General features: G+C 66.3%; 22 protein-coding genes. 11 read left to right on the top strand and 11 right to left on the bottom strand.

Features of this window, described 5'->3' with window-relative positions; genetic code table 11:
* The first annotated feature begins 255 nt into the window (after positions 1-255).
* Positions 256-1,695: a short-chain fatty acid transporter gene (locus LDJ84_RS16500; protein ID WP_037013670.1), complete on the top strand. Its 1,440-nt coding sequence runs from the start codon at positions 256-258 to the stop codon at positions 1,693-1,695.
* Positions 1,696-1,758: 63 nt separating this feature from the next.
* Here the strand turns inward: LDJ84_RS16500 and LDJ84_RS16495 are convergent, their stop codons facing one another.
* Positions 1,759-2,679 carry a LysR family transcriptional regulator gene (locus LDJ84_RS16495; protein WP_024764447.1) on the bottom strand — a complete coding sequence of 307 codons (921 nt, stop codon included), beginning with the start codon at positions 2,677-2,679 and terminating at the stop codon, positions 1,759-1,761.
* 19 nt (positions 2,680-2,698) lie between these two features.
* Positions 2,699-3,226: a cysteine hydrolase family protein gene (locus LDJ84_RS16490; RefSeq protein ID WP_226045064.1), complete on the bottom strand. Its 528-nt coding sequence runs from the start codon at positions 3,224-3,226 to the stop codon at positions 2,699-2,701.
* Positions 3,227-3,376: 150 nt separating this feature from the next.
* Here LDJ84_RS16490 and pqqF point away from each other — a divergent pair, with 150 nt between their 5' ends.
* The 5 genes from pqqF to nahK all read left to right on the top strand — a co-directional run bounded on the left by pqqF (position 3,377) and on the right by nahK (position 11,925).
* A complete protein-coding gene (gene pqqF / locus LDJ84_RS16485; protein ID WP_226045063.1) occupies positions 3,377-5,668 on the top strand; it encodes a pyrroloquinoline quinone biosynthesis protein PqqF in 2,292 nt (763 codons plus the stop codon).
* 304 nt (positions 5,669-5,972) lie between these two features.
* Positions 5,973-7,175, top strand: coding sequence for a porin (locus tag LDJ84_RS16480; protein WP_024764449.1), 1,203 nt, complete (start codon positions 5,973-5,975; stop codon positions 7,173-7,175).
* An 83-nt stretch (positions 7,176-7,258) separates the two neighbouring features.
* On the top strand, positions 7,259-7,651 hold the full coding sequence (locus LDJ84_RS16475; protein ID WP_226045062.1) for a hypothetical protein: 393 nt from the start codon (positions 7,259-7,261) through the stop codon (positions 7,649-7,651).
* A gap of 559 nt (positions 7,652-8,210) precedes the next feature.
* Entirely contained in the window at positions 8,211-9,368 is a 1,158-nt protein-coding gene (gene nosP, locus LDJ84_RS16470; protein WP_024764451.1) for a nitric oxide-sensing protein NosP, read from the top strand.
* Positions 9,298-11,925, top strand: a complete 2,628-nt coding sequence (gene nahK / locus LDJ84_RS16465; protein ID WP_081754004.1) for a hybrid sensor histidine kinase/response regulator NahK/ErcS' — start codon at positions 9,298-9,300, stop codon at positions 11,923-11,925. The genes nosP and nahK overlap by 71 nt, the downstream gene beginning before the upstream one ends.
* Positions 11,926-12,185: 260 nt before the next feature.
* Here the strand turns inward: nahK and LDJ84_RS16460 are convergent, their stop codons facing one another.
* The 7 genes from LDJ84_RS16460 to LDJ84_RS16430 form a co-directional block, all read right to left on the bottom strand.
* Positions 12,186-13,046 carry a DMT family transporter gene (locus LDJ84_RS16460; RefSeq protein ID WP_024764453.1) on the bottom strand — a complete coding sequence of 287 codons (861 nt, stop codon included), beginning with the start codon at positions 13,044-13,046 and terminating at the stop codon, positions 12,186-12,188.
* Positions 13,047-13,091: 45 nt separating this feature from the next.
* On the bottom strand, positions 13,092-13,757 hold the full coding sequence (agmR, locus tag LDJ84_RS16455) for a response regulator AgmR (protein ID WP_024764454.1): 666 nt from the start codon (positions 13,755-13,757) through the stop codon (positions 13,092-13,094).
* Between the two features lie 42 nt (positions 13,758-13,799).
* Positions 13,800-14,369 carry a PQQ-dependent catabolism-associated CXXCW motif protein gene (locus LDJ84_RS16450; protein WP_226045061.1) on the bottom strand — a complete coding sequence of 190 codons (570 nt, stop codon included), beginning with the start codon at positions 14,367-14,369 and terminating at the stop codon, positions 13,800-13,802.
* Positions 14,370-14,475: 106 nt separating this feature from the next.
* Entirely contained in the window at positions 14,476-15,294 is an 819-nt protein-coding gene (locus LDJ84_RS16445) for an ABC transporter permease (RefSeq protein WP_024764456.1), read from the bottom strand.
* A complete protein-coding gene (locus LDJ84_RS16440; RefSeq protein WP_024764457.1) occupies positions 15,291-16,022 on the bottom strand; it encodes an ABC transporter ATP-binding protein in 732 nt (243 codons plus the stop codon). The genes LDJ84_RS16445 and LDJ84_RS16440 overlap by 4 nt, the downstream gene beginning before the upstream one ends.
* Positions 16,019-16,987, bottom strand: a complete 969-nt coding sequence (locus tag LDJ84_RS16435; protein WP_024764458.1) for a YVTN family beta-propeller repeat protein — start codon at positions 16,985-16,987, stop codon at positions 16,019-16,021. Before LDJ84_RS16435 ends, LDJ84_RS16440 begins: the two co-directional genes overlap by 4 nt.
* 27 nt (positions 16,988-17,014) lie before the next feature.
* Entirely contained in the window at positions 17,015-18,217 is a 1,203-nt protein-coding gene (locus LDJ84_RS16430; RefSeq protein ID WP_226045060.1) for an ABC transporter substrate-binding protein, read from the bottom strand.
* Positions 18,218-18,385: 168 nt separating this feature from the next.
* Here LDJ84_RS16430 and LDJ84_RS16425 point away from each other — a divergent pair, with 168 nt between their 5' ends.
* From LDJ84_RS16425 to LDJ84_RS16415, 3 genes are read left to right on the top strand one after another with little or no spacing between them, the layout of a single operon-like run.
* The gene (locus tag LDJ84_RS16425; protein WP_164488258.1) at positions 18,386-18,544 is read left to right on the top strand and encodes a hypothetical protein; all 159 of its coding nucleotides are present in this window, start codon (positions 18,386-18,388) and stop codon (positions 18,542-18,544) included.
* A complete protein-coding gene (locus LDJ84_RS16420) occupies positions 18,545-19,813 on the top strand; it encodes a sensor histidine kinase (RefSeq protein ID WP_226045059.1) in 1,269 nt (422 codons plus the stop codon).
* Positions 19,810-20,466 (top strand): response regulator, encoded by a 657-nt coding sequence (locus tag LDJ84_RS16415; RefSeq protein ID WP_084359295.1) that lies wholly within the window; start codon positions 19,810-19,812, stop codon positions 20,464-20,466. The genes LDJ84_RS16420 and LDJ84_RS16415 overlap by 4 nt, the downstream gene beginning before the upstream one ends.
* A 2-nt stretch (positions 20,467-20,468) precedes the next feature.
* Here the strand turns inward: LDJ84_RS16415 and LDJ84_RS16410 are convergent, their stop codons facing one another.
* A complete protein-coding gene (locus LDJ84_RS16410; protein WP_169938805.1) occupies positions 20,469-21,563 on the bottom strand; it encodes a GNAT family N-acetyltransferase/peptidase C39 family protein in 1,095 nt (364 codons plus the stop codon).
* 139 nt (positions 21,564-21,702) lie between these two features.
* Between LDJ84_RS16410 and LDJ84_RS16405 the strand changes: the two genes are divergently transcribed.
* Entirely contained in the window at positions 21,703-23,193 is a 1,491-nt protein-coding gene (locus LDJ84_RS16405; protein WP_226045058.1) for a RimK family protein, read from the top strand.
* 131 nt (positions 23,194-23,324) lie between these two features.
* Complete coding sequence (locus LDJ84_RS16400; RefSeq protein WP_024764464.1) at positions 23,325-24,659, top strand: sigma-54 dependent transcriptional regulator; 1,335 nt, start codon at positions 23,325-23,327, stop codon at positions 24,657-24,659.
* A gap of 56 nt (positions 24,660-24,715) precedes the next feature.
* On the opposite strand, the gene LDJ84_RS16395 is transcribed toward LDJ84_RS16400, so the two are convergent.
* Complete coding sequence (locus LDJ84_RS16395) at positions 24,716-26,014, bottom strand: transporter (protein WP_024764465.1); 1,299 nt, start codon at positions 26,012-26,014, stop codon at positions 24,716-24,718.
* Positions 26,015-26,036: the final 22 nt, after the last annotated feature.

Genomic DNA, 26,036 nt, shown 5'->3' with positions numbered 1-26,036 from the left:
GCGCGCGACTAACGACCTATTGGCGAGCGCCGGGCGGCATGTAGCAATGCTGCTCAGGCAGGCGGGATGGGAGGTGGGCACACCGACAGACGACATCCCGCCGCGGTTTTCGGCGTCCCCCCGGTGCCGGCAAACCCTTGCGTCACCGCTCGGCCCCACGCAGGCCGGGCGGTTTTTCTGTTTCTGAACACCGCACCATTGCCACAACGAGCTCATCCGAATTGAGCCATGACAAGAACAATGAGGTAGACCATTATGAATTCCCACGTGCACACCCCCGGCACTGCCTTGCAGGACAGCCGCTCCGCGCGCTTCGCCATGGCCTGTTCCAACTGGGCCGAACGCTGGTTCCCCGACTCCTGGGTCTTCGCCGCACTCGCGGTGCTGATCGTCACCGTCGCCGCGCTGGCCATCGGCGCGCCGGCCACGGAGACCGCCAAGGCCTTTGGTGACGGCTTCTGGAGCCTGATTCCCTTCACCATGCAGATGGCCTTCGTGGTCATCGGCGGTTACGTGGTTGCCAGCTCCGGCCCGGCTTCCAGGCTCATCGACCTGTTCGCCCGCGTGCCGAAGAACGGCCGCTCGGCGGTGGCCTGGGTCGCGCTGATCTCCATGGTCGCTTCGCTGCTCAACTGGGGCCTGTCCCTGGTGTTCGGCGGCCTGCTGGTGCGCGCACTGGCTCGCCGCGAAGACCTGAAGATGGACTACCGCGCCGCTGGTGCAGCCGCCTACCTGGGCCTGGGCGCGGTATGGGCGCTGGGCCTGTCGTCGTCCGCCGCGCAGTTGCAGGCCAACCCGGCCAGCCTGCCGCCGTCGATCCTGGCGATCACCGGCGTCATCCCGTTCACCGAGACCATCTTTCTCTGGCAATCCGGCGTGATGCTGCTGGCCCTGGTGCTGGTGTCGCTGGTGATCGCCTACATGACCGCACCAGGCGCCGGCAGCGCCCGCGATGCCAAGGCCTGCGGCGTGGACGTCAGCTTCACCCCGCCCAGCGCGCCGAAGGCGACCCGCCCGGGCGAGTGGCTGGAGCACAGCCCGCTGCTGATCCTGATGCTGGTGGCCCTGGCCGGTGGCTGGCTGGTCCACGAGTTCAGCACCAAGCCGGCGATCACCGCGATCTCCGGGCTGAATACCTACAACCTGCTGTTCATCATGGCCGGCGCGCTGCTGCACTGGCGCCCGCGCAACTTCCTTGATGCCGTGGCGCGCGCCGTGCCGACCACCACCGGTGTGCTGATCCAGTTCCCGTTGTATGGCTCTATCGCTGCGATCCTGACCACGGTGAAGGGCGGCGACGGCTCGACCATCGCCCACCATATCTCCACCTTCTTCGTGCAGATCGCCTCCCACGACACCTATGCGCTGCTCATGGGCGTGTACTCGGCGGTGCTGGGCTTCTTCATCCCGTCCGGCGGCGGCAAGTGGATCATCGAGGCGCCCTACGTGATGCAGGTGGCCAATGAGCTGCAATACCACCTGGGCTGGGCGGTGCAGATCTACAACGCCGCCGAGGCGCTGCCGAACCTGATCAACCCGTTCTACATGCTGCCGCTGCTGGGGGTGCTGGGCCTGAAGGCCCGCGACCTGATCGGCTTCAGCTTCGTCCAGTTGCTGGTGCACATCCCGCTGGTGCTGTTCCTGCTCTGGGCGCTGGGCACCACCCTGCAGTACCTGCCGCCGGTCCAACCGTAACCACGCATTCGGTTCCGGCAGCAGCAAGCCCGGATGTCGCAAGACATCCGGGCTTCTTCATGGTCAGCCGCGGCTGATTTCCACCGGGCCCAGCACGCGGGCGTCCAGGTGCTCGCCGCTGAGCTGCGCGGCATCCTGGTCGAACACTTCGCGCAGCCAGTCGCTGACGGCCTGGAAGCGGCCGATGCGGCCGGCGTCGCGGTGGCTGAGCAGCCAGATTTCCCGCATGACCACCGGCCCGGACAGCCGCACCAACCCTTCGCGATCACCGAGGATGCACGGCAGCAGGGCCATGCCCAGGCCGCTCTGGCAGGCATGGATCAGCGTGGTCACGCTGCTGGCGCGCAGGGCGAAGCCGGCGCCGGGGGCGAAGCGCCGCACCCAGGCCATCTCCGGCGTATCGTCGAGTTCCTCGCCGTAGCCCAGCCAGGCCTGCTGTGGCCACAGCTCCACCGGCACGCGGGAAAAGGACGTGGCCGCGTACACGGCAAAACCGATGTCGGCGACCTTGCGCATCACCAGTGCGGCGTCTTCCGCCGGGCGTGCCAGGCGTAGCGCGAAGTCGGCCTCGCGACGGGTGAAGGACAACGAACGGTTCGCCGGGATCAGCTGCAACTGCAGGCTCGGGTAGGTGCGCGCCAGGTGGGGCATGTGCTGCACCAGCCAGTGGCTGAAGAGGAAGTCCACCGCCGTGATGCGCACGCTGCCGCTGATGGCGCTGGCTTCGTCGCGGGTCTCCAGCAGCATGCTCTGCACATCGCCGAGGATGCGCTCGGCATGGCTGAGAAAGGCCTCGCCGGCGTCGGTGGCCTTGTAGCCGGCGTTGTCGCGAATGAACAGCCGCGTCTGCAGCGCGGCTTCCGCCGCCACCAGGCGCCGGCTCATGGTCGAGGGATCGACGCCCAGGGCGCGGCCGGCGGCGCTCATGCTGCCGTGGCGGGCGAGGGCGAGGAGGATCGGAATGTCGTTCCAGTCGAAGTTCATGGCTATCTCGTGGCGGGCTTCAGAAGTGCACGTCGGCAGTTGCCACGACCTTGGCGCGCGGGCCGAAACTGCTGATGCTGCCCAGCACCGCATTGTGGTGCGCGGTGATCTGCGCGGCGCTGAGCACGGCGTTGTCGACGGTGGAATGGGCATCGCCCACCAGCGTCACCGCATAGCCCTGGGCCAGTGCGCGGCGGGTGGTGGTATCGACGCAGTAGTCGCTCTGCAGGCCGCAGATCACCAGGTGATCGATGCCACGTGAATGCAGGTGTTCGCCCAGGTCGGTGCGCAGGAAGGAGTCCGGGGTGGTCTTGCGCACCTTCAGGTCGGAGTGACGGGTGAGCAGGCGCGGTTCCAGCTGCCAGCCGGCGCTGCCATACTGCAAATCGTCATCCTCGTGCTGCACCAGCACCACCGGCACGCCGGCCTCGCGCGCCGAGTGGCTCAGGCTGTTGATGCGCTGCAGCACGTTGTCGATGTCGAAACAGGCGAAGTCGCCGGTGCACAGGTCGGACTGGACGTCGATGATCAGCAGGGCGGTGCTCATGGAGGGAAGATTCCGAAGGGGCGGTGAAGCTGGGAATGGTAGCCGCCCGAGTGCGGCGGGCCAATGCCGGCGGACATTTGCTGCCAAAGCCGTATTTCCCTTTGCCCCGGCTTGGGCGATGGTGTCGGCCATGAACCGGACCGGATGTCGATGAACAATCTCCCCGCCAAGACCCTGATTCTCGCCAACGGCCTGCGTGCCACTGTCATTCATGCTCCCGGCGCCAGCCACGCCGCTGCGCTGCTGCGCATTGCCCGTGGCAGCCACGACGAGCCCGAAGCCTTTCCCGGCCTTGCGCATTTCACCGAACACCTGCTGTTCCTCTGCGGCGAACGCTTCGTCGAGGGTGAGCGACTGATGCCCTGGGTGCAGGCGCGCGGAGGGCGGGTCAACGCCAGCACCCGCGCGCGGCAGACCGACTACTTCTTCGAGGTGCCGGCCGATGCACTGGGGGACGGATTGGCACGCCTGCTGGGCATGCTCGCGCGACCACGCCTGGATGAAGCCGTGCAGGTGGCCGAACGCGAAGTGCTGGAGGCCGAGTTTCTTGCCCGCGGCCGCGATCCCGATACCCTGATCGACGCCGCCCTGGCCTTGGCGGTGGCGCCGGGGCACGCGCTGGGACGCTTCGTGGCCGGCCGGCGCGACACCTTGAAGGTGGAAAGCGCCGAGTTCCAGCAGGCGCTGCGTGATTTCATCCGCTCCTGCCAGGTCGGCGGTGCGCTGGAACTCTGGTTGCAGGGCCCGCAAACACTGGAAGAGCTGGCGATACTGGCGGAGCGTGAAGGGAGTGTGTTTCCCCTGGGCGCGGCCGTTGCAAGCACTGGCCGGGAATCCCTTCTGCCGCTCAGCGGTGAGGAGCTGAAACTGCGCCTGCCGGGTGCGCCACGGCTGGTCCTGGCATTCGCCCTGGATGGCATGGCGGGCGAGGGCGGCGCGCTGCTGGAGCAACTGCAGGGCTGGCTGGCCGACGAGGCGCCCGGCTCGCTGCTGGCCTGCCTGGGGCAGAACGGGCTGGCCGACAGTGCTCGTGCGCGCCTGAGTCGCTTCGCCGACGGCCAGGCGTTGCTGCGTTTCGATTTCGAACTGGCCGAAGCGTCCACGGCCGATCTCGTGGAGTCGGCCTTTCTCTCCTGGCTGGAGGCGCTGCGCAAGTTGCCGGCGGATGTGCTCGCCGCTGCGCCTGCCGATGGGGCAACGGGGTCATTGGCGCAGTTGCAGCGCAGAGCGCGCAGCGACGCGTCATCGGTCTGGCTCGGCCAATTGGTGGCGTCGCGAATGATCCGCCTGCTGGCCTCGGAGTTGGTGATCGGCGAATCCCTGACCTCGGCCGGCTTCATTCTCGACGTCGTGCGCTGCGCGAAGCGCGCCGCCGAACCGCTGCGTGCCGAGCCCTGGTCCTTTACACCGACGCAGCTTCCGGCCGACAGCGAGCCAGCGGCCCTGCACCTGCGCTGGCGCTTCCCCCAGGCGCCGGGTCGACAGGCCTTCCTCAGTGCCCGGCAGGTGTTGCGCCCGTTGGCTGGCGCGGCGCGGCACGAAGGTGTCACGCTGCGCCTGGAAGCCCTGGAAAGTGACTGGGCGCTGCTGCTGTCCGGCGCCAGAAACCAGCTCGCCGACCTAGCCGAGTGCGCTATCAATGCCCTCCAGCATCCTCCAGCCGCAGTACTGGGGCAGGGCGCGCGCCTGCTGGCGGCCGAACGCCGTCGCCGCGAAGGCGAAATGCCCATCCGTCAATTGATCGACCTGCTGCCGCAGGTGCTGGCGGGGGACAGCGAAGCGCTGCCGGACTGGTCGGCTGCTCACTGGGACGCCCTGGCCCTGGGTATCGAGTTGCCGGATACCCTGGCCGATCACTCGAGCGCCAGCCCGCTGCCACCGCGCAGCGGGCCGCCCGGCCGTCAGCGCCAGGTGCTGGAGACGCCGGGTGAAGCAGCGTTGCTGCTGTTCTGCCCACTGGTGTCCCGCTCGGTGGCGGACGAAGCCGCGTGGCGCCTGCTGGCGCGTGTGCTGGAGCCGGCTTTCTTCCATTGGCTGCGCGGTGAACGGCAGCTGGCTTATGCGCTGTACTGTGGTTTCCGCCAGATAGGCATGCGGCGCGGCATCCTCTTCGCAGTGCAGTCGCCGTTGCTCTCGGCTGTTGAATTGCAGGCCGAGGTGGACAGCTTCCTCTACCAGCAGGGCGAGGCCCTGCTGCGCATCGAGCCGCAGCGTGTCGACAGCCTGCGTGCTTCGCTGGCTGCCGAACTGGCCCGCGCGCCGGGCGATTTCGCCGAGCGTCTGCAGCAGGCCTGGCATGACCAGTTGGCGGGTGTCCTGCCGCCTCACCGGGCACTCATGGCCGAGGCCCTGGAGAGCCTCTGCGGCACCGAGCTACGCGCCGCGCATTCCGCGCTGACCTCTGCCCAGGGCGGCCACTGGCTGCTGCTCAGCCGCGCCTGAGACTCGTACTTTCGACCGAGGGTACCGTCCGCAAGGCGGTCGCCCGGTCGACTTCTGCCTTACGCCCCGCGACCTGCTCCCTGGGGCGGGTCCCAGGTAGTGGCCCGGCGGTCGCGACCCTGCGCGACCATCGCCGCGAGCCTGAGGTAGTGGCGGTCGCAGAGCCTTGCGCAGCGCTCTCGCAGAACGCCCGAAGGGCCCGGTGAAACGGCGCCAAAGCAGCGTATGGCGCGGCTTTCGCCATTTCGATAATCGCCTCCGCCACGACTGAAACCGCAGTCGTTCCATTCACCCGGAGAGCGCCATGAACAAGAACAACATCGCCGTCCGCCGCCAGCTTCTTCCGCTGGCACTGGCCACCCTGGCCCTATCTTCAGCGTCGAGCGGGGCTCGCGCCGACATCCTGCTGTACGACAAGGATGACACCACCTTTTCCACCGACGGCTACTTCAACGCCTTCTATGTGAACAGCGACGTCGACCGCAACGGCGATACCTACGACCGCCGCCAGTCGCGGGTGAAGATGGGCTTCCTGCCCAACTACATCGGCTTCAATTTCGGCAAGAAGATCGACGGCCTGACCCTCACCGGGCGCTCGTCGTTCTGGGTGACCATCAACGACAGCGAGCAGGACGGCACCGATACCGCCATCGACGTTCGCCAGTTCTACGGCAATGTCGCCGGCGACTGGGGCGAGGTGCTGATCGGCAAGGACTTCGGCCTGTTCTCGCGCTCCAACATCTTCCTCGACGAACTGCTCGCCGGCTTCGGCAACGCCAGCGACACCCTCGGCCTGGTGGACGGCAAGGGCGTGTCCTTCGGCAACATCGGCACCGGCTACCCGTACCCGTTCCCGACCTCGCAGATCACCTACCGCAACAACAACCTGGTGGATGGTCTACGCGTCGCTGTCGGCATCATGGACCCGATCGACACCAACCAGATCGACAAGGACGCCAGCGACGGCCTCGACGACAAGGCCTACCAGGACAACCCGCGCTACGAGAGCGAGATCAGTTACCAGTTCGATGTCGGCGGCGCGCAGATCTACAGCTGGGTCAACGGCGCCTACCAGACCTCGAAGAACACCAACGACGAAGTCGACAGCGTGACCTCCAAGGGCCTGGGCTACGGCATCCAGGCGAAGATGGGCGGCCTCTCGCTGACCGGCTCGGGCTTCACCGCCAAGGGCATCAACCCGTTCTTCACCAACAACGCCGGCGAAGCCGCGCTGCGCGAAGTGGACAGCCGCGGCGTGCTGCTGCAGGGCTCCTACAGCTGGGGCAAGAACCGTGTAGCGCTGTCCACCGGCGAGACCCGCGACGACGGCAACGGCCTGGGCAGCGCGGCGGACTACTCCACCAAGGGCATCGCCTACTTCCGCACCATCAACGACAACCTGAAGCTGGTAGCCGAGTACAACGTCTACGAAATCGACGGCCGCAAGGGCTCCACCGTCAGCGAGGACACCGACACCTTCGCAGTGGGCGCCGTCCTCAACTGGTAATCCCCCAACTCCTTTGGCTGCATTTCGGCGGGTCGGCACAGCGTGTCGCCCGCCTTTTTTCTTCACTTCAAGGAAGGCTCGTCATGATCGGATCGTGGAGCGCGCACGCGCAGACTTACCTGCTGGTTCTGTCCATCGCCACCACCCTGGTGTTCGCCCTGCCCATCTTCCTGGTGCCGCTGCTGTGGGCGCGGGTGATGCAGTGGCAGTTGCCGGAACACACCGATCTTGCGGCGTATTTCGGGCGCTGCCTGGGGGCGTTCATCCTCATCGTCGAAGCCTTGATGCTGCGCGCGGCGCTGACCGGCGAGGCGCTGCTGACCACTTTCGAGGTGCTGGCGGCGGTGGCGGGATTCATGGTGGTGGTGCACATCTACGGCGCGCTGCGCAGGATTCAGCCGTGGACGGAGACGGTGGAGACGGGGTTCTACGCCGGGATGCTGGTACTGACGTTGCTGTTCTGGCCCGCTGCCTGATGCAACAAGCCATTCCGTTGGGTCGCGAGGCCGCCTCCTCACACCGTAGGCCGCATAACGCGTCGGCGTTATCCGCCGTTGTGGCAATCGGCGGATACCCCGTTCCGGGTTATGCGCCCTACGGAATGGCTCTGGCTCTGGACTTTGAGGTCTTCCATTGGAATACCCGCATGCTCTGGAGTGCCCCTTCAGGAGGCCTCGTTGAATTGGAGTTCAGGGGTTGAGCGACATGGATGCCGCGGGCCCCTGGAACTCCGAAAAGCCGGATGCAGGGGCAAGACCTTTGCCTACTTTGGGTGGGGCGGCCATCCGTATTTCCAAAGTGGGTCGCCCGAGGGGGCGAAACGAAGTCTTTCAGCACACGCCGAAGCGGCGCATAACAACAAAACCCAAAGCGTCGCGGCTTCTACAGTGAAGTCGCGGAGCTTGTTCGCGAGCAAGCCCGCTCCTACAGACATCCCGCTACTTTCGGATAGACCCGCCGCGACCCAAGTAGCATGGGGCGCGCCCCGGCCGCTTCGTAGAATGCCAGCGTCGATATCCTGACTGGGCGTACGCCATGCACGAAACACAAGGAGTCGTTCGCGGCATGTCCGATGCCCGCGACGTCGAGGCGGTCGCCCAGGACCTGGCGCGCCAGCTGATCCATCCGAACCTGGGCTTCGTGCTGTTCTTCTGTTCCGCCGAATACGACCTGCCAGCGCTGGCCGCCGCGCTGGAGCAGTACTTCGGCGGTATCGACCTGGCCGGCTGCACCACCGCCGGCGAGATCACCCCGCAGGGTTATGGGCGTGGCTGCGTCACCGCCGTGGGCTTCGACCTGCGCAGCTTCGCCATCTCCTGTGCGCTGGTGGACGAGATGGAGCGCTTCAGCCTGATCGACGCGCAGCAGATGGTCGAGTCGCTGGTGGCGGACTGTCGCAGCGCCGGGCTGGCGCCGATCAAGGACCACAGTTTCGCCCTGACCCTGCTCGACGGTCTCTCCAGCCGTGAGGAAGTGGTGCTCGCCGCGCTCAGTGCTGCGCTCGGTGCCATCCCGCATTTCGGCGGCTCGGCCGGTGACGATAATCACCTGACCCACACCCACGTCTTCTACCAGGGCCAGTTCCACACGGGGGCGGCGGTGGTGGTGCTGTTCAACACCTGGCTCGACTTCGAGGTGTTCACCACCCACCACGTGCTGCCGAGCGAGGAGAAGCTGGTGGTCACCCGCGCCGACAGCGACAGCCGCCGCGTGCTGGAGCTCAACGCAGAACCGGCAGCGCTGGAATTCGCCCGCCTGGTCGGGGTGCCGCTGGAGCAACTGGACTTCTCGCTGTTCCCGGCGCACCCGCTGGCGGTGCGGGTGCGCGACCAGTACTACGTGCGTTCGATCCAGCAGATCAACGATGACCTCAGCCTGACCTTCTACTGCGCTGTGGAGAACGGCATCGTCCTCACCGCCATGAGCACCGGCCCGCTGCTGCCGGGGCTCCAGGCGCAGTTCCAGCGCCTGCACGAGCGCCTCGGCCCGCCACTGCTGACGATCGGCTGCGACTGCTTCCTGCGGCGGCTGGAGCTGGAGGTGGCCGGCGATACCGAGCCCACCGCCGAGTTCCTCCGCAGCCAGCAGGTGATCGGCTTCAACACCTACGGGGAACAATTCAATGGCATGCATATCAACCAGACCTTCACCGGTGTCGCCATTGGCCGTCCTCGGGGCAACGCCGGAGGCTGAGCTGCACGCGCGGATCGACGAGCTGGAGCGCGACAACCACAAGCTGCAGCGGATCAATGCAGCGCTGATCGAGCGTGTCGAGTCGGCCACGTCGCGCGGCGACAACGCGTACGGCGCCTTCCAGCATTCGGTGGTACTGGCCGAGCAGGTGCGCGAGCGCACCGACGCGCTGAGCGAGGCGATGGTCGAGCTGAAGTCCAGCAACCAGTTGCTCAGCGATGCCCGCCTGCGCGCCGAGACCGCGCACCAGCACCTGCTCGACGCCATCGAGAGCATCTCCGACGCCTTCGTGCTGTTCGATCCGCAACAGCGCATCGTCCTCTACAACGAGCGCTTCCGGGCGTTCTGGGCGCAGACCCGCGCCCGTGTCGGTGCAGGGACGCGGCTTGCCGAAGTGCGCCGTCTGGCACAGAGCAGCGGGTTGATCGTCGAGGAACAGCGCAGCAGCGACGACGAACACACCCTCTATCGCCTGCGCAACGACCGCTGGGTGCGCGTCACCGAGCGGCCGACCCGCGACGGTGGCCTGGTCGTGCTCTACAGCGACATCACCGAGATCAAGCAGAATGAGATGGCCCGCCGCGAACAGGCGGTGGCGCAGAAGTCGCACCTGCTGCAGCGCGCCGTGGATAACCTGTCCCAGGGTGTGGCCATGGTCGGCGCCGATGGCGCGCTGGAACTGTGGAACCGGCGCTTCCTGGAGCTTTGTGGGCTGGCGCCGATCGGGGCACACCGACCCTTTGCCGAGGTCATGGCCGACAGCGAGCTGCCGCTGCTGACTCCACGCAGCCGGCCGCGCAAGGGGGAGGCGGAAGGGGTGATCGAGCAGAGACTGTTCGACGGCCGCATGCTCGAGATTCGCACCCACGCGCTGCCTACCGGTGGCTTCGTCAACACCTTCACCGACATCACCGAGCGCTATCGCCACGCTGAAGCGCTGCGTGAGAGCGAGCGCTGGATTCGCCTGATCACCGACCAGGTACCGGCGCTGATCGCCTACCTCACCGCCGACCTCGACTACGACTTCACCAACAAGGTCTACGAGGAGTGGTACCGCTGGCCCAGCGGCTCGATGCTCGGGCGCAACCTGCGCGAGGTGCACAGCGCCGAACACTGCCAGCGGCTGGAGCCGTACTTCGAGCGCGCGCTGTCGGGCGAAAGCGTGACCTTCGAGATTGCCGAGACCAACCTGGCCGGGCAGGAGCGCTACATGCAGCGCTCCTACGTGCCCAACCGACAGGCCGACGGCACGGTGAGCGGGTTGTTCGTGCTGATCCGCGACATCACCGAGCGCCGCCGCACCGCCGAGGCGCTGCACCAGGCCTACCAGAACCTGGAGCAGCGGGTGCGTGAGCGCACCGCCGAGCTGACCAGCCTCAACGACCAGCTCAAGCGCGAGATCGACGAACGCAGCCAGGTCGAGGGCCGGCTGCGCGAGGCCAAGCGCGAGGCGGAGCAGGCCAACCTGTCGAAGACCAAGTTCCTCGCCGCCGTCAGCCATGACCTGTTGCAGCCGCTGAACGCCGCGCGGCTGTTCACCAGCGCGCTGCAGGAGCGCAGCGGTGAGGTGCTGGTACGCAACATCAGCCAGTCGCTGGAGGATGTTGAAACCCTGCTCGGTACTCTGGTGGACATCTCCAAGCTGGATGCCGGGGTGATCAAGCCGGACATCGCCTCGTTCGACGTCAGCGAACTGCTCGGCAACCTCGCAGCCGAGTACCGCCAGGTCGCCGCCAGCGAAGGCCTGGTGCTGGATTTCGTGCCGTGCGGCGCCCAGGTGCGCAGCGATATCCAGCTGCTGGCGCGGATCCTGCGCAACCTGCTGACCAACGCCATCCGCTACACGCCTTCGGGGCGCGTGCTGCTGGGCTGCCGGCGGCGCCGGCACAGCCTGTGGATCGAGGTCTGGGACACCGGCGTGGGCATCGCCGCGGACAAGCTCGGCGAGATATTCCAGGAGTTCAAACGCGGTGACGTGCAGCGCTTTCACCAGGACCGCGGGCTGGGGCTGGGGCTGGCGATCGTCGAGAAGATCGCACGCATGCTCGGCCATCGTATCCAGGTGGAGTCGGCGCTGGGCAAGGGGTCGCGTTTTTCCATCGAAGTCCCCTTGGCTCGCCGCGTGGCGCGCACCGAACCGGAACCGGAGCGTACCGCCGACGACCTGGTGGAGCGCCTGCGCGGGTCGCGCGTCTGGGTGCTGGATAACGATGCCGCGATCTGCGCCGGCATGCGCACGCTGCTGGAAACCTGGGGTTGCCAGGTGGTGACCGCGCTGTCGGAGGAGGACCTGGCGCGGCAGGTCGATAATTTCCATGCCGAGTCGGACCTGTTGATCGTCGATTACCACCTGGACGAGGGGCTGAACGGCGTCGATGCCGTCGCCTCGATCAACGCCCGACGCGGCACGCCGCTACCGGCGCTGATGATCACCGCCAACTACAGCAACGAGCTGAAGCAGCAGATCCGCGAGCTGGGGCACACGCTGATGCACAAGCCGGTGCGGCCGATGAAGCTGAAGACCGCGCTGTGCCATCTGATCGATAGCGCCCACTGATTTGGGCGCCGTAGTGTGCGGGTAGTTTCGGCGCTCGGGCCGGCCCTCACCCCAGCCCTCTCCCAAGGGGAGAGGGGGAGTCCGTACAGGCTGAAGTTGTGGTTATATCCTGCACCATACGCCCCCATCCTCTGGGAGAGGGTAATAGCTTGCACGGACCTTCCCAGGCCCACGAATAGTAGGAGCGAGCTTGCTCGCGAACCGCTCAACGCGGAAACATCGTTCGCGAGCAAGCTCGCTCCTGCAAAAAACAGATTGAATCAGGCCCGCTGGGCGGCCGGAGCGCGCACCTTGGCCAGCAGGATCAGCGCGATCCCGCCGAGCACCGCCAATGACACCAGTGCCAGGCGCAGGCTGATCGCCTCGCCGAGCAGCACGGCGCCGGAAAGGGCGGCGAGAATGGGTACGCTCAACTGCACCGAAGCGCCCTGGATCGCCGACAGACCCGGTAGTGCGCTGTACCAGATCGCGTAGCCGATGCCCGACGCCACCGCGCCGGACAGCACGGCATAGACGACACCCATCGCATCCACCCGCAGATCGGCGTGGAAGCAAGCCGCCAGCAAGGCCGCAAAGGCAATGGCGCGCGCGAAATTGCCGGTGGTGATCGCCAGCGGATCGCTGCCCTGGCGACCCAGCAACGAATACAGCCCCCAGGCCACACCCGACAGCAGCATCAGCAGCGCGCCGGCCAACGGCGGCGCGCTGGCGCTGGGCAGCAGCTGGGCGAGCAGCCCGCCCAGAGCCAGCAGGAAGCCGAGCAGCGCCTGGCCGTGCAGGCGTTCGCCGCGCAGCAGGCCGACCAGGATCATGGTCACCTGCACCGCGCCGAACAGCAGCAGGGCGCCGGTACCCGCATCCAGCTGCACGTAGGCGTAGGAGAAGGCCGCGGCGTAGACGAACAGCGCCGCTGCTGCGCGCCAGTTGCCCCCTTCGCTGGCGGCGCGGCGGCGCAGTCTGAGCAGCACGGCAAGCATCAGCGCGCCGGAGAGGATGCGGATGCCGGTGAAGCTCACCGCGTCGATGCTGGCGGCCTTGAGCGCCAGGCGGCAGAGGATGGAGTTGCCGGCGAAGGCAAGCATCGCCAGGCCGGTGAGGCTCAGGGTGCGGGTGGAGGGCATCGAGTGGTTCCCGGTAGCGGTCTCAGCGGCACGCTGATGAAAGTTTCAGCGACGCAGGTAGGCGGCGAAGTCGATGTCGCCCGCGCAGAGAATCGCCTGCACGCGGTTGTGCACCTTCAGCTTGCGCAGGATGGCGGAGACGTGGGCCTTCACCGTGGTCTCGGCGATCTCCAGGTTGTAGGCGATCTGCTTGTTCGACTCGCCCTTGGTCATCCGCTCCAGCACCAGCAGTTGCTTGCGGGTCAGTGCCTGCAGCAGTTCTGGCGGGATGCTGTGGTCTTCCTGGCCGCTGCGGCGTGGCGAGGACTTCTGGGTGCGGATGATGTCCGACGGCAGGTAGACGTTGCCGTTGAGGATCTGTTCGATGGCCTCGGTCATCTGCACGCGCGGTGAGGACTTGGTGATGAAGCCTACGGCGCCGTAGGTGATGGCCTGCAGGACGACCTGTTTGTCCTGCTCGGCGGAGACGATCACCACGGGAATGGTCGGCGCCTCGTTGCGCAGGCTCATCAGGCCATTCAGGCCATGCATGCCGGGCATGTTCAGGTCGAGCAGGATCAGGTCGAGATCGTCGTGTTCCTGGGTCAGGCCCAGGGCGCTGTCGAGGTCGGCGGTCTCCATCACTTCGCTGCCGGGGAAGCCGTCGGCGATGACGTTGTGGATCGCCTCGCGGAACAGCGGGTGATCGTCGGCGATCAGGATCTTGTACATGGCCTGCACCTCGTTGTTGTCGTTATGGGCGGTGATTGCAAGTTACTTCAGGGGTTGCGGCTGGGCGTCCTGCAAGGGCAGTCCCGCCTGCTCCCAGGCGTCGATACCGTCACGGTACCAGTAGAGGCTGGCATAGCCCAGCGCATGCGCGCGGCGGATGGCGTTCCAGCTCATCCAGCAGTCGGAGCGGCAGTAGAACACCAGCGGCCGCTTGGCATCGCCCTCGGTGAGTTGGGCGAGATTGTGTTCGAAGTAGGCCTGCCACTGCGGTTCCAGGATGCCGGTGCCGACGTTGGCCAGCCACAGGCTGCCGGGCAGGTTGCGGTGCTTTTCATCTTCGACGAACTGGCCGTTCAAGAAGGTGCGGCGGTAAACGTCCACCAGCCGGGCCTTCGGCTCGCGCTTGAGCAGCGCCTGCAGGGCGGGGGTGTCGAGGGTGACGGCGTGGTCGGCGGAAGGCGGCGTCGGGCTGCGGTACTGGGCCTGGCGATAGCCGTCTGCGGAGAACAGCGGCGTGTCGTCGGCCTGCGCGGCCAGAAGCGTCAGGCTGAGCAGGCATGCGGCGAGGCAGCCGCTCACGTGGCCGTACAGGGCAGTGGCAAGGCGAGGCATGGCGGTATCTCTGATTAGTTCTTCTTGTAGTGGCCATTAGATGCCGGCGCTGCCGCTTTGGAAATTCGACGTCCGGAGGGGCAAACCCGTACCAAAGTAGGAGATTTCACCCCTTGCGCAGGGCGGCGTGCTGCGGGTTGAAGGTCAGCACGGCAAGGCCGGCGAAGAGCAGCGTCAGGCCCAGGCAGACGCCACTGGCCAGCGGATTGAAGCGCTCGTACAGGGCGAAGCGCAGCAGTTCCACGGCGTGGCTGAACGGGTTCAGCGCGCACAGCCAGTACAACCACTGGCTGGCCTCGCGCATCTTCCACAACGGGTAGAGCGCGGAGGAGAGGAAGAACAGAGGGAAGATGACGAAATTCATCACCCCGGCAAAGTTCTCCAGCTGGCGGATGCCGTTGGACAGCAGCAACCCCAGCGCGCCCAGCAGCAGGGCGGCCAGCAGCAATGCCGGTAGCGCGGCAACCAGCCCCATCGGCGGCGGCTGCACGCCATACAGCCAGGCGATGAGCAGGAAGGCGTAGACCTGCAACAGCGACACCAGCGCGGTGGCCAACAGCTTGCTGGCGAGCAGGAAGGCACGCGGTAGCGGGCTGGTCAGCAGCACGCGCATGCTGCCCATCTCGCGGTCGTAGACCATCGACAGCGAGCCCTGCATGCCATTGAACAGCAGGATCATGCAGCACAGCCCCGGCACGATGTAGGTCTCGTAGGTGACGTAGGTGTCGTACGGCTCGATGATCGAAATACCCAGCGCGGCGCGGAAGCCGGCGGCGAACACCAGCAACCAGAGCAGCGGCCGCACCAGCGCGCTGAGGAAACGCGAGCGTTGCAGGACGAAGCGCAGCCATTCGCGCCTGACGATGCCGCACAGGCATTGCCAGTAGGCGGCAGGACCGAGCCGCGGGCTCTCCAGGGTACTCATGCGCAGGCCTCCAGGCGGGTCAGGCGGTGGAAGGTGCGCTCCAGGTTGCCGGCGTCCGCCGCGCAGATGTCCCGCGCCTCGCCACGGGCGACCAGGCGGCCGCGATCGAGCACCAGCAGCGCATCCTCGTCGCGCACCTCATCCAGCAGGTGGGTGGTCCAGAGCACCGCCAGGCCATCCTCGCGGCACAGCCGGCGCACATGGTTGTTGAGCGCCTGGCGCGCCGCCGGGTCGAGCCCGACGCTGGCCTCGTCGAGCAGCAGCAGGCGTGGCCGATGCAGCAGCGCGCGGGCGATCTCCACGCGGCGGCGATGGCCGCCATTGAGCGCACGGACCTTGTCGCGACGGCGCTCCTGCAAGTGCTGGCGGGCCAGTTCGGCGTCGATCCGTTCGTGCGCCACGCTGCGCGGCAGGCCATGCAGGGCGGCGTGGTAGCGCAGGTTCTGCTCCACGCTCAGGTCCAGGTCCAGGGTGCTCTGCTGAAACACCACGCCGAGCTGGCGCAGGGCCAGGCGCGGCTGCTGGCGCAGGCTGTAGCCGAGCACGTCGATCTCGCCCTGCTGCAGGTCGTAGAGCCGGGTGAGCAGGGCAACCAGGGTGGACTTGCCGGCACCGTTGGGCCCCAGCAGGGCGGTGAAGCGCCCGGCGGGGAGCTCGAACTCCAGGCCGTCGAGGGCGCGGCGCGGGCCGTAGGAGAAGCCGAGGTCGCGGACCGTCAGCGCATTCATGGCGTCACCACCACGCCCCACGGATAGCGGCCCACCTTGATCGACTTGGTGACCTTGCGCGAGGCGACATCGATCACCGAGACATCGCCGCTGACGCCGTTGGTGGCCAGCAGGGTCTTCTCGTCCGGGGTGAACGCCAGGTGCCAGACGCGGCGGCCCACCAGCAGGTAGTCGAGCACCTCGAACGTCTTCGCATCCACCACCGCCACATGGTTGGCCGGGCCGAGGGCGACGAAGGCGTACTTGCCATCGCGGGTCAGTTGCACGCCCACCGGCTGCACCTTGTCCGGGTGCACGCCCTGGATGGCGAAGCGCAAGGTCTTGAGGATCTGGCGGCTGGCGGTGTCGACCACGCTGACGGTGCCGCCGATCTCCGCCGAGACCCAGACCTGCGAGCCGTCGTGGGTGAACTCGGCGTGGCGCGGGCGCTGGTCCACCAGGGTGCTGTCCACCAGCTTCTGGGTCGCGGTGTCGATCCAGTGCAGCATGTTGGTGGTCTCGCTGGTGTTCACCGCCCACTTGCCATCCGGGCTCACCGCCATGCCTTCTGGCTCGACGCCGACGTCGATCTGCCCGAGCACCTGGGCGGTCTGGGTATCGACCACAGTGACCAGCGCATCGTCCTCGTTGGAGACATACAGCCAGCGGTCGTTGGGGTGCAGGGCGAACTGCTCGGGGTCGGCGCCCGAGGGCAGTTGCTTGATGATCTTGCGGGTGGCCAGGTCGATCACCTGCACGGTGTCCGAATCGCTGGCGCAGACGTACAGCAGCTTGTTGTCGTGGGACAGCGCCAGGCCGCGCGGGCGCTTGCCGGTGTCGATGGTGCCGGTGACGGCCAGGGTATCCAGGTCGATGACGCTGAGGTTGTTGTCCTTCTCGTTGGACACGTAGGCGGTGGCGGCAAAGGCCGTGGGTACCAGGCCGAGCGCGAGGCTCAGGCAGGAGAGGGCAAGCAGGCGGGGCATGGGCAGGTTCCTCATGGGGCGTTCTTCTTATGGCTGTGTGTCGGCGAGGTGGCACTGGCTTTCCGGTGCGTCCAGGCCGAGGCTGTCGAGTTCGCTGGCGGGGTGCAGGAAGCCTTCCTGCGGGGAGGTGCTGACCAGCGCGCGTGGCTGTACCAGCGGGATCGGCTGGCGCAGCTGGCCATCCCACGGGCGGAAGCCGAGCTTGTAGCCCTTGAAGCCGTCCAGCGGCAGGTCGGGGGAGAGCGACAGCGTGCGGATCGCCATGGGATCGGCGTCGCGCAGGCGGGTAACGGCGCTGGCGATGCTGCGCACGGCGATCCAGGCGGCGAAGTCGCGGTCGTTCATCCAGCGTCCGGCGCGTTCCTCGAAGCGCTTCTGCAGCTGCGCGGCGCCGTAGGTTTCCACCGTCTTGTGCCAGCCGGTGGCGACCAGCCCCTGGGTGCCGGCGACGGGCCGCGGCAACCAGGTGTTGTAGGGCACGTACTCGCCGAAGTCGCCGTGCTCGTCGGCTACCAGCACGGCGTCGTAGTCCTCGCCGGACTGGGTGAACAGCGCCATGTCGGCCTGGGCGCTGCGGCGCTGATCGTTATCGAAGGTGAAGGGTTTTTCTTCGACTATCTTCGCGCCGAAGCGCTTGGCCGAGCGGCGCAGGGAGTTGGCGTACAGGGCGTCTTCCGGGCGCTGGCCGACGATCAGCAGCCAGCGCGTCCACTTGCGCAGCACCAGGAACTGGGTGAGGGCGTCGGTCAGCATCAGCCGGCTGGGCAGCGTATGCAGCACGTTTGCCGCGCACTGGCTGGCGCGCAGTTCGTCATCGGCAGCGCCGGCGTTGAACAGCAGGCTGTCCGGAAGCGCGGCGGCCAGTTGGCGCAGCGTGTCTGCCGGGGCGTTGACCACGAACAGGCGCAGTCCAGCGGCGTGCAGGCGCCCGGCTTCGGCCAGCAGCTTTTCCGGGGTATCGGAACTGGCGGCTTCCAGGCTGTAGCGGTGCTTGAGGAAGCGCCCGGTGCTGTTGCTGTCGGTGATCGCCAATTCGGCGCCGCGCAGGCCGGCGTCAGTGGGTTCGGGGATGACGTTGGACAGCAGTGGGCCCGGATCGGGCGTGTAGCCCAGGTAGCCGATGCGGATTTCCAGCGCAGGGGCTTCCTCGGCACGAGCCCCGAGGCTGAAAGCAGCGGCGCAGGCAACCGCGAGCAGATAGGCGACGCCATGAAAGGCGAACTGACGCATGGGCGACTCCCTGGGTGGGCCGGCTTGTTGTTGTGCGGCCAGCATAGGAATCGCCCACGGCGCGGCAAATATGCAGAAAGTACCGGTGGGGCAGTACCAAGGTAGTAGGTTGCGCGCCGCGCCCGCGACCTAGGATGGCGCTACAAGAACCAGAAGAGGAGCGTCGCCATGCGTATCGCCGTCACTCTCGTCCTGCCGATCCTGCTGATGCTCAGCCTGTTCGGTTTCGATTTCCTCTACACGCGCAACGGTTACCTGCCGGCGGCGGAGCTGCGTGCGCCCGTGGCGCCGGTAGGCTGCATCACGACCTGTCGCGGCGCGCACTAGATGTCCGCGCTGTGGCGGATCAACCTGCTGGTCGGGTTGTTCTTCGCGCTACTCGCTGGGGTTTGCCTGGCGGTGCTGGTGCATCAGGGCAACGACGATGTGCGCCGTGAGATGGATGCCGCGCGGGGCGTGCTCGAGTACCTGCGTGAGGCAGCGCAGCGCGACCCGGCCAGCCTGGACCCCGACCTCACCGCCGGCCTGCGCCATGTGCGCGTGCACTGGCTGGACTCTGGGGCGCCCGCACCGCACACCGGCCTGGATGACTGGCTGGTGACTCGCCTGTATCCCGACCTGCCGGCGCCGACCCTGCTCACGCTGGCCGATGGCCGACGCGTGCAATTGAGCCTGGACCCGCGCGACGAGATCGACGAGGTGCGCGATTCGCTGGTGCAACTGCTGGTGCTGTTCGGCGTATCGCTGCTGGCCAGTCTGCTGGCGATCCGCTGGGCCGTGCAGGGGGGCTTGCGGGTGGTGGAGCAACTGCATGGTGCCCTGGAGAATGTCTCCCGTGGCCAGTTCCAGGTACGCCTGCCAGACCATGCCCTGCCCGAGGCGCAGCGCCTGGCCAGTGGCTTCAACGGCATGGTCGGCGAGCTGGAACGTGCCTGCGTGGAAAATGCCGAGCTGACCCGCGCGCTGCTCGCGGTGCAGGAGCGTGAGCGCCAGCAGTTGGCCCAGGCGCTGCACGATGACATCGGCCAGTACCTCGCCGGCATCCGCGCGCAGGTATTCCTGCTGCGCAGCCTGGAAGGCCAGAACGGTATCGGATGCGTCACCCTCGACCGTCTGGAGCAGCATTGCCAGGGCCTCAACGAGAGTTTTCGTGCGCTGGTGCGCGACCTTTACCCGGTGGTGCTGGAGCGGGTCAGCCTGGAAGAGGCGCTGCGGCTGCACGTCGGGCAATGGCAGGCCAGCCAGGGGGTGACGTGCAGCCTGCACCTGGAGCCACTGCCGGCGCTGCCGACAGTGGCGAAGGCGCACCTGTACCGCCTGCTACAGGAGGCGCTGACCAACGTGGCGCGACATGCCGACGCGCGGAGGGTTCGGGTGATCCTGCGACGCCATTGCGGGCGGCTCTACCTGTGGGTGCGTGATGATGGGCGAGGCTGCAACGGGCGGCCACGAACAGGCATCGGCATGCGTTCCATGCACGAGCGGGCCCGTTGCCTGGGCGGCGAACTGCACCTGCGCCGTCGACCGGGTGGCGGCCTGGCCCTGCGCTTGTGGATGCCGTTGGCAACCGGTGTGATGGAAGGAGAGAGGGCGTGAAGATCCTGCTGGTGGACGATCATTTCGTGGTCCGCGACGGCGTCGCCGCACTGCTGCGCGGGCTGATCCCCGAGGTCGAGGTGAGCGAGGCCATCGATGGCGAGTCCGCCCTGGAGGCGGTGCAGCGCAGCGTGCCGAGCCTGGTGATCCTGGATATCGGCCTGCCCGGCATCAGTGGCCTGGAAGTCACCCGGCGGTTGCGCCAGCGCCTGCCGCAACTGCGCGTGCTGTTCTTCAGCATGCACGACGAGCTGCCGCTGGTACGCCAGGCGCTGGACGCCGGCGCGGCGGGCTATATCACCAAGGGCGCCTCGCCGGCGGTGCTGGTGGAGGCGGTCAGGCGAATATTGGCGGGGCATGCGTACATCGAGCAGCCACTGGCCACCCAGCTGGCGCGCCAGCCCCGGGGCGCCGATGGCCAGGACCCGCGCCTGCAGGGCATGACCCAGCGCGAGTTCGAGATCTTCGTGATGCTCGCCCGCGGCCTGCCGGTGCGGCAGGTGGCGGAACACCTGTGCATCAGCGCCAAGACGGTGTCGAACCACGTCACCCTGCTCAAGCAGAAGCTGCAGGTGGTGTCCCACGCTGAACTGGTGCACCTGGCGATCGATACCGGCGTGCTGCGGGTCGGTGGCGAAGCCATCGCCGGCTAGCGTCAGCGTTGGTAGAGGATCACCGCCGCGCGCAGCTTGCTGCGGCCGAAGCGGCTCATCTGCTCGAACTCCGCGTGGCTCACCGGGATGTGCTGGCAGTCCAGCGGCTCGCGGTGCTGGCTGTGGTCGACGTCGGGGTCGTGCAGGTAGACGAAGTCCTCGTCGCAGTCGGTGACCGTCACCCAGTGCGGCGCCTTGGAGCGGGTCAGACGGTAGCTGCTGATCAGCACCATCGGTTGACCGCCTGCCTCCAGCGCGCTGTCGATATCCAACTGGTTGAGCAGCAGTTGCTCCACGTCGCTGCGAGCCAGTTCGGCGGCAAAGTCCTCGTGGACCAGGCGCATCACCTCGCGCTTTTCCTCGCTGCGCACGCCATCGAGGAACAACGGGCCATCTTCTGATAGCTGCAATTGCACCCGGAATCCCCGTCGGTGCGCCGCCAGCGCCAGACCCTGCGGGCTGCAGCCGCCGTGGCCGGCGGTCATGTAGATGGTGGTCGCCTCGCGCCACAGGCGCAGTTCCTCGCTGCGCTCCAGACGGCGCTGGGGTTCCAGCGCACCCATGGCCATCAGCAGCGCCGAGGGGCCGCACGTGAACTCGGTGGTTTGCCGGTAGTAAGGCACGTGACGATGTGTGCGTTCGTTGATCTGGCGGATACGCTTTTCGAAGCGCAGCGCTTCGCTGTGGTCTTCGTAGTAGTCGCGCACCGTGGCAAACGGACGGTAGCCGTTACGCTCATAGAGAGCGATGGCACCGCGGTTGTCCGGCCGTACTTCCAGGCGCAGGTAGGCGCAGTCGTTCTCCAGCGCCTCGGCCTCGGCGCGGTCCAGCAGCTTCTGGCCCAGGCCGATGCCGCGCGCACGCTCGTCCACGGCAATGGAGTACAGGCGCGCCAGTGACGTGCCCTGGTGGAACAGCACCAGCGCGTAGCCGAGCAGAACGCCGTCGGATTCGGCGACGGTGAGGCTGGCGTGGGCGCGGGTGATCATCCACTGGAAGTTGCGGCGGGACAGGCGGTCGTGTTCGAAACAGCGGTTTTCCATCTCGACCAGGGCGTGCAGGTCGTCGGCGGAGGCGGCGCGGAACTGGAGTTTCATAGGGTAAGCATTCGTTAATCTGCGGGGCGCACCGTGTCGGTGCTGGCTGCGAACGGGCGCGGTTCAGTGCGGTCGAAGCAGCAACCAGTATTGTCCTGGCCTATCGGCGCGGCAAGCGCGGGGCAACTTCGGAGGTGTCGTGAGCAAGCTGTTCATCATCGTGGAGCGCAAGGAAGACTGGGCCTCCTACTATCCCAGTGAAGATGTGGTCAGCGCCCAGGAATACCTGGAGATGCCCATCGACGACGACAACGGCAAGCGTGTGCAGGTGATCAACCTGTGCCGCAACTACAAGTACCTGGGCCATGGCTATTACTGCTCGCTGCTGGCCGAGGCGCGCGGGCACAAGGTGATTCCGTCGGTGCGCAGCATCAGCGAACTGGCGAAGAAATCGCTCTACAGCCTGGCCCTGGAGGACCTGGAGAAAACCCTCGACAAGGCGCTGGCCGATCATCCCTACGGCAGCACCGACGGTTTCACCCTGACGCTGTACTTCGGCCGCACCGACATCGAGCCGCTGCAGGACCTGGCGCGCCAGCTGTTCGAGGCGCTGCCGTGCCCGATGCTGCTGGTGGAGTTCCGCAAGAACCGGGGCTGGCATATCGAAGGCGTGAAACCGGGGAACATCCACAAGCTGCGCGAGGACCAGGAGGAGCAATTCGCCAATGCGCTGGACGGCTTCAGCCGGCAGATATGGCGCAAGCCGCGCTCGCGCAAGCAGTACCGCTATGACCTGGCGATCCTGCACGATCCGGAGGAGGCCTTCCCGCCGTCCGATCGCAAGGCGCTGAAGAATTTCATCCGCGTCGGAAAGACCCTGGGCATCGACGTCGAACTGATCGAGAAGAAGGACTACTCGCGCCTGGCCGAATACGACGCGCTGCTGATCCGCGAGACCACCAGCGTCAGCGACCATACCTATCGCTTCGCCAAGAAGGCCGAGAGCGAGGGCATGGTGGTGATGGACGACCCGGTATCGATCCTGCGCTGCACCAACAAGGTCTATCTGGCCGACCTGCTGCGCAGCCACAAGCTGGGCATGCCGGCCACCGAAATCCTCTACAAGGACAACCCGCAGGAGCTGGAAAAGGTCGGCGGGCGCCTGGGATTCCCGCTGGTGCTGAAGATCCCCGACGGCAGCTTCTCCCGTGGGGTGATCAAGGTGAGCAACCAGGAGGAGCTGCTCAAGGCCAGCGCCGAATTGTTCGAGCGCTCGGTACTGCTGCTGGCCCAGGAGTTCTTCTATACCGAATACGACTGGCGGATCGGCGTCTTGAACCAGAAACCGATATTCGCCTGTCAGTACTTCATGTCCAAGGGGCACTGGCAGATCTACGACCACAGCCCTGGCGCGCAGGAAGTGAGCGGCGATTTCCGCACCATGGCCGTCCACGAGGCACCGCGCAAAGTGGTGGAACTGGCGGTGAAAACCGCGAACCTGATCGGCGACGGGCTCTACGGCGTGGACCTGAAGCAGTCGGGGGAGCGGGTGGTGGTGATCGAGGTGAACGACAACCCGAACATCGACTGCGGCGTGGAGGATGTGTACCTGGGCGACGATCTCTACAAGCTGGTGCTGGAGGAGTTCGTCCGTCGGCTGGAAGTCAAGCGGCGGGGGCAGGGATGGTGAGATCGATTCGGCATTGACCTTATAGGAAAACGGTCGATGTGCGGCGTCAAGATATTGCTAGCTTTACAAACTGGAGCGCCAACCAACTGTTTTTTAAAGTTTTTCAAAATAATGGCGCCAAGGAAGGGAGCATGCTCGAGGCAGCCGCGAATCTTCGTCGCCTGCTGGTGGTTGATCCGTGCGACGACTGCCGCAGGTTATTACCCGGACTACGGGCAGCAGGGTGGGAGGTAGACAGTTGCGAGCTGGATAACGCCAGCAATCGCGGCTGTGATGTCGGCCTGCTGCGTTTGCAACCCCGGCATCTCGAACGCCGGGAGTCCGTCAAGGAACTCATCAGCCGCAGTGGCACGGAGTGGATAGCCGTGCTCAGCCCTGACGTTTTGCCCCTGAACGAAGTGGGCGATTTCGTCAGCGAATGGTTCTTCGATTTTCATACCTTGCCGTTTGATGTGGCGCGGGTGCAGGTCACCCTCGGCCGCGCCTTTGGCATGGCGCGCCTGCGCGGACGCGGCAGTGTGCACAGCGATGAGCGCGAACATGAGCTGTTGGGCGAAAGCCGGGACGTGCGCGAACTGCGCAAACTGCTGGCGAAGTTCGCTCCCACCGAGTCCCCCGTGCTGATTCGCGGCGAAAGTGGCACCGGCAAGGAGCTGGTGGCGCGCACGCTGCACCGCCAGTCGCGAAGGGCGATCCGCCCCTTCGTGGCGATCAACTGCGGTGCAATGCCCGAAGCGCTGATCCAGTCGGAGCTGTTCGGCCACGAGAAGGGTTCCTTTACCGGGGCGCATCAGCGCAAGATTGGTCGCTTCGAACAGGCCAATGGCGGCACGCTGTTCCTCGACGAGGTGGGCGATCTGCCGATGGAGCTGCAGGCCAACCTGTTGCGTGTGCTGCAGGAGAAGCAGATCGAGCGCGTTGGCGGCAGCCAGCCCATCGATGTCGATGTGCGGGTGCTGGCGGCGACCCATGTCGACCTGGAGCAGGCCATCCGCGCCGGGCGGTTCCGCGAAGACCTTTACTACCGGCTCAATGTCCTCCAGGTATCCACGTCGCCGCTGCGCGAGCGCAACGGCGACCTCGCGTTGCTCGCCAATCACTTCGCTCACCTTTACAGCGTCGAGACCGGCCGCCGGCCGCGGCGTTTCTCGGACGACGCGCTGGCCGCAATGGCCGAGCATGGCTGGCCCGGCAATGTGCGCGAGCTGGCCAACCGGGTAAGGCGCGGGCTGGTGCTGGCCGAAGGGCGACAGATCGAGGCCCGTGATCTGGGGCTGGAGCGGGAGAAGGGACGCTCGGTCCATCTGCCGCTGGTGACGCTCGAGGAATACAAGCTGGGTGCCGAACGACAGGCCATGTGCGATGCGCTGGCCCGGCACGGCGATAACCTCAGCGTGGCGGCGCGGATGCTGGGTATTTCGCGGCCAACCTTCTATCGCTTGTTGCACAAGCATCAGTTGCGCTGAAAGGTTAGAGCTTTAAAAAAGGAAGGCCCCGAAAGGGGCCTTCCGTGTTTCTGCGGTCAGAAGTAGTAGGGGAATTTTACGCTGAAGGTGAAGTCGGGAGCGTCCGGGGTGATGCCGATGGAGAGGTTCGGCACGATGGTCAGCTTCGGGCTGACCGCGTAGGTCAGGCCCCAGTTGAAGTAGCCGGCGTTGGCATCGCTGCCCTGGATGGTCTGCCAGCTGTCGCCGTCGGGCTTGATCTTGCTCTTCTGGCTGACCAGGTCGGAGAAGGAGAACGACATGCTCATTTTCTCGTTGAGCGCGAAGGCGACGCCCGCGCCGATCTGGAACCAGTTGCCGAGGTCGACCTTGCCGCCGGTCTTCACGCCTTGGGAGGGGTCGATGTCGTCGAATGACTCTTCGAAGTTGTAGGTATAGGAGAGGCTGCCGAACAGTACCGCCGGGTCGACGGTCTTGACGATCGAGATGCCCGGGGTGATCGACCAGACGCCGTTGCCGGTGGGCAGGTCGTCGGGGACGTTGAGGTTATTGTTGCCCGGCACCTGGTGGATCTTGATGCCATACGGGTCCTTGCCGGTGGGCGCTTTGACCCGGAAGCTGGCGACCATGTCCGGACGGCTGTCGCTCTCGTCCATGAACTTGTAGGAGATGCCGACGTTGACGTCGCCGATGCGCGGGTCGCCGGTGACCGATTCCGAGGAAATCTGGTTGGTGCTGCCGCCAGCGCCGGCCGACTCGTAGGTGGACTCGCGATACACCACTGGCACGTTCACGTCGAACTGCCAGCGATTGCGCCAGTTGTAGCGGGCGGTGAGGTCCAGGGTCCAGATATCGGCCTCGATCTGGTCAACGCCGATGTTGCCGAGGAAGATCGAGTCCAGCGCCAAGAAGCCGTTGAGGAACAGCTGGCGGGTATCGTAGCGGCTGTAGGTCAGGCCGGTCTCGACGCTGAATGCCCCATTGCCGAAGAAGCCGCTGGCGTCCTGGTAGATGTTCTCCACGCTTTGCGCGGGTTGCGAGTTGTCCTTGAGGGACTCGCCGTAGGTACTGCCGGAGCTGTTGCGCGGGGCGCCCTGAGCGGCAGCCACCTGCTGTTGCTGGGCGGCGGCCTTGGCCTGGTAAGGTGCCTGAATGGGTTTGACGATACCCTGAGCCTGGGCGGGCTGGCTCTCGACCTGGCGTACCCGCTGTTCGAGCACCGATAGGGCGTTCTGTTGCTCCTGATAACGCTGGCGAAGCTCCAGAAGCTCCTTCTTCAGGGCCTCCACCTCGGCTTCGCTGGCTGCCTGTGCGGTCAGCGAAGTCACGATGGACGTTGCACACACCACTGCCTGCAAACAGCTGGATTTACGCATTTCCGGCGTCCCTGGTCGTTAT

It is taken from the genome of Pseudomonas sp. HS-18 (assembly GCF_020401845.1).
GTDB lineage: Bacteria > Pseudomonadota > Gammaproteobacteria > Pseudomonadales > Pseudomonadaceae > Pseudomonas > Pseudomonas nitroreducens.
The sequence above is the reverse complement of the archived record's forward strand: the minus strand, read 5'-3'. Positions and strand labels throughout refer to the sequence as shown.

Coding starts and splice junctions, on each gene's coding strand:
- LDJ84_RS16400 (WP_024764464.1), top strand. CDS start 23,325: ATGCTCGAGGCAGCCGCGAATCTTCGTCGCCTGCTGGTGGTTGATCCG.
- LDJ84_RS16475 (WP_226045062.1), top strand. CDS start 7,259: ATGATCGGATCGTGGAGCGCGCACGCGCAGACTTACCTGCTGGTTCTG.
- LDJ84_RS16480 (WP_024764449.1), top strand. CDS start 5,973: ATGAACAAGAACAACATCGCCGTCCGCCGCCAGCTTCTTCCGCTGGCA.
- LDJ84_RS16450 (WP_226045061.1), bottom strand. CDS start 14,369: ATGCCTCGCCTTGCCACTGCCCTGTACGGCCACGTGAGCGGCTGCCTC.
- LDJ84_RS16490 (WP_226045064.1), bottom strand. CDS start 3,226: ATGAGCACCGCCCTGCTGATCATCGACGTCCAGTCCGACCTGTGCACC.
- LDJ84_RS16500 (WP_037013670.1), top strand. CDS start 256: ATGAATTCCCACGTGCACACCCCCGGCACTGCCTTGCAGGACAGCCGC.
- nahK (WP_081754004.1), top strand. CDS start 9,298: ATGGCATGCATATCAACCAGACCTTCACCGGTGTCGCCATTGGCCGTC.
- LDJ84_RS16445 (WP_024764456.1), bottom strand. CDS start 15,294: ATGAGTACCCTGGAGAGCCCGCGGCTCGGTCCTGCCGCCTACTGGCAA.
- nosP (WP_024764451.1), top strand. CDS start 8,211: ATGCACGAAACACAAGGAGTCGTTCGCGGCATGTCCGATGCCCGCGAC.
- LDJ84_RS16430 (WP_226045060.1), bottom strand. CDS start 18,217: ATGCGTCAGTTCGCCTTTCATGGCGTCGCCTATCTGCTCGCGGTTGCC.
- LDJ84_RS16435 (WP_024764458.1), bottom strand. CDS start 16,987: ATGCCCCGCCTGCTTGCCCTCTCCTGCCTGAGCCTCGCGCTCGGCCTG.
- LDJ84_RS16395 (WP_024764465.1), bottom strand. CDS start 26,014: ATGCGTAAATCCAGCTGTTTGCAGGCAGTGGTGTGTGCAACGTCCATC.
- LDJ84_RS16410 (WP_169938805.1), bottom strand. CDS start 21,563: ATGAAACTCCAGTTCCGCGCCGCCTCCGCCGACGACCTGCACGCCCTG.
- pqqF (WP_226045063.1), top strand. CDS start 3,377: ATGAACAATCTCCCCGCCAAGACCCTGATTCTCGCCAACGGCCTGCGT.
- LDJ84_RS16420 (WP_226045059.1), top strand. CDS start 18,545: ATGTCCGCGCTGTGGCGGATCAACCTGCTGGTCGGGTTGTTCTTCGCG.
- LDJ84_RS16425 (WP_164488258.1), top strand. CDS start 18,386: ATGCGTATCGCCGTCACTCTCGTCCTGCCGATCCTGCTGATGCTCAGC.
- LDJ84_RS16460 (WP_024764453.1), bottom strand. CDS start 13,046: ATGCCCTCCACCCGCACCCTGAGCCTCACCGGCCTGGCGATGCTTGCC.
- LDJ84_RS16495 (WP_024764447.1), bottom strand. CDS start 2,679: ATGAACTTCGACTGGAACGACATTCCGATCCTCCTCGCCCTCGCCCGC.
- LDJ84_RS16440 (WP_024764457.1), bottom strand. CDS start 16,022: ATGAATGCGCTGACGGTCCGCGACCTCGGCTTCTCCTACGGCCCGCGC.
- agmR (WP_024764454.1), bottom strand. CDS start 13,757: ATGTACAAGATCCTGATCGCCGACGATCACCCGCTGTTCCGCGAGGCG.